Origin of the sequence: Celeribacter sp. HF31 (genome assembly GCF_011806455.1) — a bacterium.
In the GTDB taxonomy this organism is placed as follows: domain Bacteria; phylum Pseudomonadota; class Alphaproteobacteria; order Rhodobacterales; family Rhodobacteraceae; genus Celeribacter.
Map to the genome: position 1 here is coordinate 359,180 of NZ_JAATOT010000005.1, position 7,475 is coordinate 366,654.

A 7,475-nucleotide genomic window follows, 5' to 3' on the forward strand; every position below is an offset into this window, starting at 1 on the left:
TCATGCCTTAGCGGCCTCGAGCACCTCACTCGCGTGGCCCGCGACTTTCACCTTGGGCCAGACCTGCGCGACTTTGCCTTCTTCATCAAGGAGATAGGTCGCACGCACGATGCCCCAAAAGGTCTTGCCATACATCTTTTTCTCCGCCCAAACGCCGTAATCCTCACAGACCGTGCCGTTCTCGTCGGACAACAACGGGATGCCCAAGGAATGCTTGGCGCAGAAGTTCTCGTGCTTTTTGACCGAGTCCTTCGAGATGCCGAAGACCGCGACACCCGCTGCCTCAAACTCGGATTTCAGCGCGGTGAAATCCAATGCCTCGGTGGTGCAACCGGGCGTGTTGTCTTTCGGATAGAAATAAAGAACCACCTTTTGACCTTTGAGATCAGACAGGGTCACATCGCTGCCGCCGTCGCGGGGCAGGGTAAAGTCGGGGGCGGTGGTGCCAAGCTCAAGCATATTTGTCTCCTCATATCTGCTGACATAGTGCTTTACGCGTTGCAGAGGCTTTCGGTTTCGTTTTAGGCCGCTTTGCGACAAGATGAAACCGATCACAGTATCAAGAAGCGTGAAGAACAGGCGAATGAGCGAGCCGACCTCACAAGACCAAACAGATGTGTCCGACACGGCGCCCGAAATGGCTTCGGAGGCCACCCCTGCGCGCGACACTCCCGCGCGCAAGAAACGCCCGACGCATCACATCATCGGTTTCTGGACTCTGGCGTTTCTCTTGGCGCTGGTGGTTTTTGTGGCCCTGGCGGTGCTCGCTGTCACCGGGCGCGAAATCACCTTTCCCGACGCGATCACCAGTCGGATCGAGCGCCAGATCAACAGTGAGCTCAATGGCCCCGAGGTCTCCATCGGCCAGATCGTCGCCATCGTCGACAGCCATTTCGTGCCGCGTGTGACCGCGCGCAACGTGGGGCTGATCGACGGCTCCGGCGCCGAGATCGCCCGGCTGAATGAATTGCGCGCGGTTCTGTCGAAAGAGGCGCTCAAAGCCCGCCAGCTCCGCCCTGACACGCTCCGGCTGTCAGGCGCGCAGATCACTGTGCGGCGCAGCCAGGACGGCGCCTTCGCGCTGGATTTCGGTGGCACGCAACGGGTGACGGGCTCGGGCGTCGAGGTGTTAGAGGCCATCGATCGCGCCTTTTCCACCGATCCGCTCTCCGGCATTTCCCGGATTGAAGCGCGCGAGTTGACCGTGTCCCTGGAAGACGCCCGGTCTGGCCGGATCTGGCAGGCGACGGATGCAGGTGTGACCCTGGTCAACACGGATCAGGACATTGATATCACGATGAATTTCGAGATTTTCAATGGCACCGAGGATCTCGCGCAAATCGAACTTGGTTTTGGCTCGAAGAAGGGCTCACTGGCCTCGTCGATCTCGCTCAACATGGACAATGCGCCCGCGCGGGATTTCGCGCTGCAAAGTCCGACGCTGTCGTTTCTCTCCGTCGTGGACGCGCCGATTTCGGCGGCCATGAGGGCCGAGATCGGGCCGGACGGGCAATTGGCGCAATACACCGGCTCGCTCGAGATCGAGGCCGGTCAGATCGTCGCCGCCGAGGGCGCCGAGCCGCTCGATTTCGAAGGCGCCAAGGGCTATTTCGATTACGATCCCATCGATAAACGCATCCTCTTTCCCGAGCTGCGGCTTGCGACCGACGCGCTGGACATCACCAGTCAGGGCCAAGTGTTGCTTCGGGATTTCGAAGGCAGTTGGCCGCAGAGTTTCACCGGACAATGGCAAATCTCTGAGCTGCGCGTGGCGCCGGAGGGGCTGTTCCCGGACCCATTGGTGTTCGATCAGGCGTTGATCACCGCCAAGCTGCGGCTCGATCCTTTCGTGCTCGATTTCGGTCAGATCGATCTGGCGCAGGGCGATCTTTGGCTGCGCGGCAAGGGGCGCGCCGAGGCCGGGCCAGAGGGCTGGTCCGCCGCCCTCGATCTGTCGGTCGATGAGATGACACAGGCCGAGCTGATGGCGCTCTGGCCGCCCGCCGCCGTGGCCAAGACCCGCAAGTGGATGGCGGAAAATATCTTTGACGCAACTTACCGCGATCTCGATCTGGCGTTGCGGTTAGCGCCGGGACAAAGCCAGCCGACGCTGGCGATGGATTGGGAGTTCGACGCGCTCGACATGCGCTACATGGCCGCTCTGCCGCCCGTGTCCGATGGGCATGGCTACGGCGCGCTCTTTGGCTCGGCCATGACCATCACCATGAACGGCGGCACCATCGAGGCGCCCTCTGGCGGTCCCGTCGATGTGGCGGGCACAGTGCTGCGCATCCCGGATATTTTCGTGAAACCCGCGCGCCTTGAGATCGGGCTCAAGACGCAATCCTCGGTCGAGGCGGGGCTGGCGCTTGTCGCCGGACCGCCCTTCAATGCGTTGCGCGAGTCCACCTTCGGCCCGGATGTGGCCGAGGGGCAGGCCGCACTGACCGGCCAGATCGGTTTCCCACTGATCAAGAAGGTGATGTTCGAGGATGTGAATTTCCTGTTGAACGGCACGTTGACGGAGGTTTCGACCGATCAATTGATGCCGGGGCAGGTGCTGAGCGCGGATCGGCTGGCGTTGATCATGGACCCTTCGGGCCTGTCGATTGCCGGCGCGGCCCGGATCGGCACGGCGCAGATGTCCGGCCAGTGGCGCAAGAATTTCGGCCCCGATCACAAAGGCCGCTCCGATATGGTGGGGCAGGCGCGGATCAATCAGGCGTTGCTGGACACGTTCAACATCGCGCTGCCGAAAGGCATGATCTCGGGCGAGGCTGAGGGGGCTCTGTCTGTGGCGCTCAGAAAAGGCCAGCCGCCCGCTTTTGAGGTGACCTCCGATCTCTCCGGCCTGCGCCTGTCGTTCGCACCGGTGGGCTATGGCAAACCGGCGGGCACGCGCGGGCGTTTGACGCTTAAAGGCACGGCGGGGCCGCAGCCGGAGATCACCACATTTGAGCTGTCGGGCGCGGGGCTTTCGGCGCGTGAGGGCCGGGTGGAGATCGCGCCGGGCGGACAGTTCGAGCGGTTGGGCTTTGGACGCGTCACCCTGGGCGACTGGTTCGACGCGCCACTGGCCATTGTCGGGCAGGGCGCGGGGCAACCCGTGAAAGTGGAGATCACCGGCGGGCGGCTTAATCTGGCGCGGGCAACCTTTGGCGGCTCGGGCGGTGGCGGCACCACAGGACCCGTGCCCATCGAAGTCCAGCTCGATCGGCTGACCATCAGCGAGGGGCTGGTGCTCCATGGCTTTTCCGCGCGGCTGTCTTCGGGGGCGGGGGTCACCGGATCGTTCAGCGGGCGGCTTAACGGGACAGGCCCCCTGACCGGCACGATCCGTCCCGGCGTGCATGGCCCGACCATCACCGCCACCTCGCAGGACGCGGGCGCCGTGGTCTCCGCCACCGGCGTGTTGGACCGCGCCTCGGGGGGCGTGTTGAACCTTGGGCTGACGGCGCTGGCGGAAGACGGCAGTTACGACGGACGTGTGATGATCGACGACATCCGCGTGCACTCCGCGCCCTCCTTGGCCGAACTTTTGTCGGCGATTTCGGTGGTCGGTCTGATCGAGCAGATGACGGGGGGTGGGGGTATCCTTTTCACTCATGCGCAAAGCGATTTCACCCTGCGGCCCGGACGGTTGACCGTCAAAGGGGCCACGGCCGAGGGGCCATCCCTTGGCATCACCATCGAAGGGCTCTATGACACCGCGGCCAAGACCGTGGACATGCAGGGTGTGGTCTCGCCGATCTATTTCGTCAACGCGCTGGGCCAGATCGTGTCGCGCAAGGGCGAGGGGTTGTTCGGCTTCACCTACACGCTGACCGGCGCGGCCAAGGACCCGTCTGTGGGCGTCAACCCGCTGTCCCTGCTCACACCGGGGGCGTTGCGCAATATTTTCCGCAAGAAACCGGCGGGCGATCAGTGAAACCAAACCTGAGGCACTTATGAAACTTTCCGACTTCGATTTCGACCTGCCCGAGGCTTTGATCGCCACGCGTCCGGCCAAACCGCGCTCCTCCGCGCGGCTGTTGGTGGCGACGCCCACGCGGATTGTGGACGGCCATGTCACCGATCTGTTGGACTGGTTTCAGCCCGGCGACCGGTTGGTTTTGAACGACACGAAAGTGCTGCCCGCGCGGCTCACCGGCAAGCGGGGCCGCGACACGGCGCAGGGCTATCAGGAGGCGAAGATCGAGGTCACGCTTTTGGAGCCACAGGCCGAGGCAGGGCAGTGGAGGGCGCTCATCAAGCCGTTGAAAAAGATCAAGGAAGGCGAGGAGGTGCGGTTCTCCGATGATCTTTCCGCCACCCTGATCGCGAAAGAAGACGGCGAAGCTGTGGTCGCGTTCAACCTTTCTGGCGAGGATTTCGACAAAGCGCTGGCGGAGGCCGGGTCCATGCCCTTGCCGCCTTATATCGAGGCCAAACGCAAGGCCGACGCGCAGGATAAGGAAGACTATCAAACCGTCTGGGCGCGCAATATGGGCGCGGTCGCGGCCCCCACCGCGTCCTTGCATTTCGATGAACCTCTGTTGAAAGCGCTGGCCGAGAAGGGCGTCGAGTTCACCTATGTGACGCTGCATGTGGGGGCTGGGACATTCCTGCCGGTGAAGGTGGATGATGTCTCCGATCACAAGATGCATTCGGAATGGGGCGAGGTCTCCGAAGGCGCCGCGATTGAGATCAACACCACGAAACAAAAGGGCGGGCGGGTGATCCCGGTCGGCACCACGGCTTTGCGGCTGATTGAAAGTGCCGCGCCTGCGCCGGGTGTGATCGCGCCCTTCCTGGCCGAGACCGATATTTTCATCAAGCCGGGCTACGAGTTCCGTGTGGCGGATGCCTTGATGACCAATTTCCACCTGCCGAAAAGCACGCTTTTGATGCTGGTCTCCGCGCTCATGGGACGCGAGCGGATGCGGGCGGTTTACGATCATGCCGTCGCCGAAGGGTATCGGTTTTTCTCCTATGGCGATGCGTCCTTGTTGTTGCCGCATGAGGTGTAAGGCCTGAAATCGGCCAGGTCTGGCGTTAACCTTAACATCCGCGTAAGACATCCGCTGTAAAAGCGTCCCTGTCACGGAGGGATCTGCGCATCCGTCTGCTTTCCCTCACATCCCGAATCTCCTAGGGTCCCGCCATGAATAAAGTGCTCTCTTCCTCCGCGCCCCTCCTCTTGGGGATCATGCTCCTGATGATCGGCAATGGCCTGCAAGGCACGCTTTTGGGTGTGCGCGGCGTGGCCGAAGGGTTTTCGACCTTCGAGATTTCCATCGTCATGTCGGCCTATTTCGCGGGCTTTCTGGGCGGCTCTCAGGCGGCGCCCCGTCTCATTCGTCGCGTCGGTCACGTCCGGGTCTTTGCGGCGCTGGCCTCTTTTATCTCTGCGGCGCTGATCCTCTTTCCGGTGGTCGCGAACCCCTGGGTCTGGACCGCGCTGCGCATGGTCTTGGGCTTTTGTTTCTCGGGCGTTTACGTGACGGCGGAAAGCTGGCTCAACAATTCCACCACCAACGAACAACGCGGCAAGGTCCTGTCGGCCTATATGCTGGTGCAAACCGTGGGCATCATCGCCGCGCAATGGATTCTGGCCGAGGGCGACCCCTCGGGCTTTGTGCTCTTCATCATCCCCTCCGTGCTCGTGTCGATCTCCTTCGCGCCGATCCTTTTGTCGATCTCGCCGACGCCTGCCTTTGACACGTCGAAGCCGCTGAGCCTCGTCGAGCTGTTCCGCATTTCACCTCTCGGCTGCATCGGCATGTTCCTGATGGGCGGCGTCTTTGCCTCGCAGATGGCCATGGCCGCCGTCTATGGCGGGCAGGCCGGATTCACACTCGGTCAAATCTCCGCTTTCGTGGCGGCGATCTATATTGGGGCGCTGTTCTTTCAACTGCCGATTGGCTGGATTTCAGACCGTTCCGACAGGCGAAAGGTGATCTTTGGCGTCGCAGGTGTCGGTGCTCTGGCCTGTATTTTGGGGGCGATTTTCGCGCAGAGCTACATCTTTATCCTCGCGACGGGCTTCATCGCCGGGGGTATGGCCAGCCCGCTCTATTCCCTGCTCATCGCCCATACGAACGATTATCTTCAACCCGAAGATATGGCGGCCTCTTCCGGCGGGCTGATTTTCATCAACGGTGTCGGCGCCGTCGGCGGTCCGTTGATTGCGGGTTACATGATGTCCGGGATCGGGCCGCAGGGCTATTGGGTGTTTCAGGTGTTCCTTCTGGGCGGCATTGCGCTCTATGCGCTTTGGCGGATGACGCGTCGCGCGGCGGTCGAGGACACCTCCACCTACGTGGCTGTGATGCCCTCCACGACCCCGGTTGTGGCCGAGTTCGCACAGGAGGTCGCCAATGACATGGCCGAAGAGGCCGAAGCCCAGCATGAGGCCGAATTGCAGGCAGAAGAGCGCGCGCGCGATGCTGTAAACGGGCAACAATAGGAAAAGAGACCCGCCGTTAGCGATAATTAACTTGCGCAGCCCCGGGGTCTTTGTAACGCTTCTGTAAAGATTTGCGCGAGGAGCGACACAGATGCACAGTGCCGAGAAAACACCCGAGGACATTCTGGCCTTTTGGCTCGATGAATTGGACCCGTCTCAGTGGTATGTGGCGGATGAGGCGCTCGATCAGCGGATTCGCGAGGAATTTCTGCCCTCATGGGAGAAAGCGCAGGAGGGCGCCTATTCGCTCTGGCTGACTTACCCGACGGGGGCCTTGGCCTATATCATTCTCAACGACCAGATGCCGCGCAACATGTTCCGGGGTGAAGGCCGTGCCTTTGCCTCCGACCCTGCCTCCTTGGCGGCGGCGAAGGCGGCGGTGGACAAGGGCTGGGATCTGCGGATCGACGCCCCTGCGCGTCAGTTCTTTTACCTGCCGATGATGCATAGTGAAAACCTGTCCGATCAGGAACGCTGCGTGCGACTGATCTGTGAACGGCTGAAAGGCGCGGAGAGCAATCTTTTGCACGCCAAGGCGCATCGCGAGGTTATTCGCATGTTCGGGCGGTTCCCGTACCGCAATGACGCGCTGTCCCGCGCCACCACGCAGAGCGAAGCGCAGTTCCTGTCCAAGGGCGGCTATGCCGAGATTTTGCGCGGGTTGCAGCCTGTCGCAGCCTGAACAGTTTTCACATGTCTGAGCTATGCACCTCCCGCTCAAGCTATGCGTTGAGCGGGATGCAGCATTTCATGTGGAATCTGTAGAGCTTTATTGCTCCGATTTTCCAGATAGTTTAGTGTCAAACTAATTTTTGGTTTCGGGAGGACCCACCATGTCTGACACATCTTTCGACCTCATCGTGATCGGCGCCGGCCCTGGTGGCTATGTGGCCGCCATTCGTGCGGCGCAGCTTGGGCTCAAGGTGGCCTGTGTCGAGCGCGAAAATCTCGGCGGGATTTGTCTGAACTGGGGCTGCATTCCGACGAAGGCGTTGCTGCGCTCGGCGGAGGTCTATCACCAGATGCA

At 61.7% G+C, this 7,475-nt stretch carries 6 protein-coding genes; 5 read left to right on the plus strand and 1 reads right to left on the minus strand.

Translation table 11 applies throughout. The features are described from left to right. Complete coding sequence (gene bcp, locus HCZ23_RS13405; RefSeq protein WP_167602222.1) at nt 1-459, minus strand: thioredoxin-dependent thiol peroxidase; 459 nt, start codon at nt 457-459, stop codon at nt 1-3. Between the two features lie 124 nt (nt 460-583). Here bcp and HCZ23_RS13410 point away from each other — a divergent pair, with 124 nt between their 5' ends. From HCZ23_RS13410 to HCZ23_RS13430, 5 genes are all read left to right on the plus strand, one after another. Continuing rightward, nucleotides 584-3,928, plus strand: a complete 3,345-nt coding sequence (locus tag HCZ23_RS13410) for an AsmA-like C-terminal region-containing protein (protein WP_167602223.1) — start codon at nt 584-586, stop codon at nt 3,926-3,928. Nucleotides 3,929-3,947: 19 nt separating this feature from the next. Next, the gene (queA, locus tag HCZ23_RS13415) at nt 3,948-5,009 is read left to right on the plus strand and encodes a tRNA preQ1(34) S-adenosylmethionine ribosyltransferase-isomerase QueA (protein ID WP_167602224.1); all 1,062 of its coding nucleotides are present in this window, start codon (nt 3,948-3,950) and stop codon (nt 5,007-5,009) included. A gap of 134 nt (nt 5,010-5,143) precedes the next feature. Further along, nucleotides 5,144-6,448 carry an MFS transporter gene (locus tag HCZ23_RS13420; RefSeq protein ID WP_167602225.1) on the plus strand — a complete coding sequence of 435 codons (1,305 nt, stop codon included), beginning with the start codon at nt 5,144-5,146 and terminating at the stop codon, nt 6,446-6,448. A gap of 91 nt (nt 6,449-6,539) precedes the next feature. Next, nucleotides 6,540-7,130, plus strand: a complete 591-nt coding sequence (locus HCZ23_RS13425; RefSeq protein WP_167602226.1) for a DUF924 family protein — start codon at nt 6,540-6,542, stop codon at nt 7,128-7,130. Between the two features lie 151 nt (nt 7,131-7,281). Then, nucleotides 7,282-7,475: FAD-dependent oxidoreductase (locus tag HCZ23_RS13430; protein WP_167602227.1), on the plus strand; the 194-nt coding region annotated here is incomplete at its 3' end.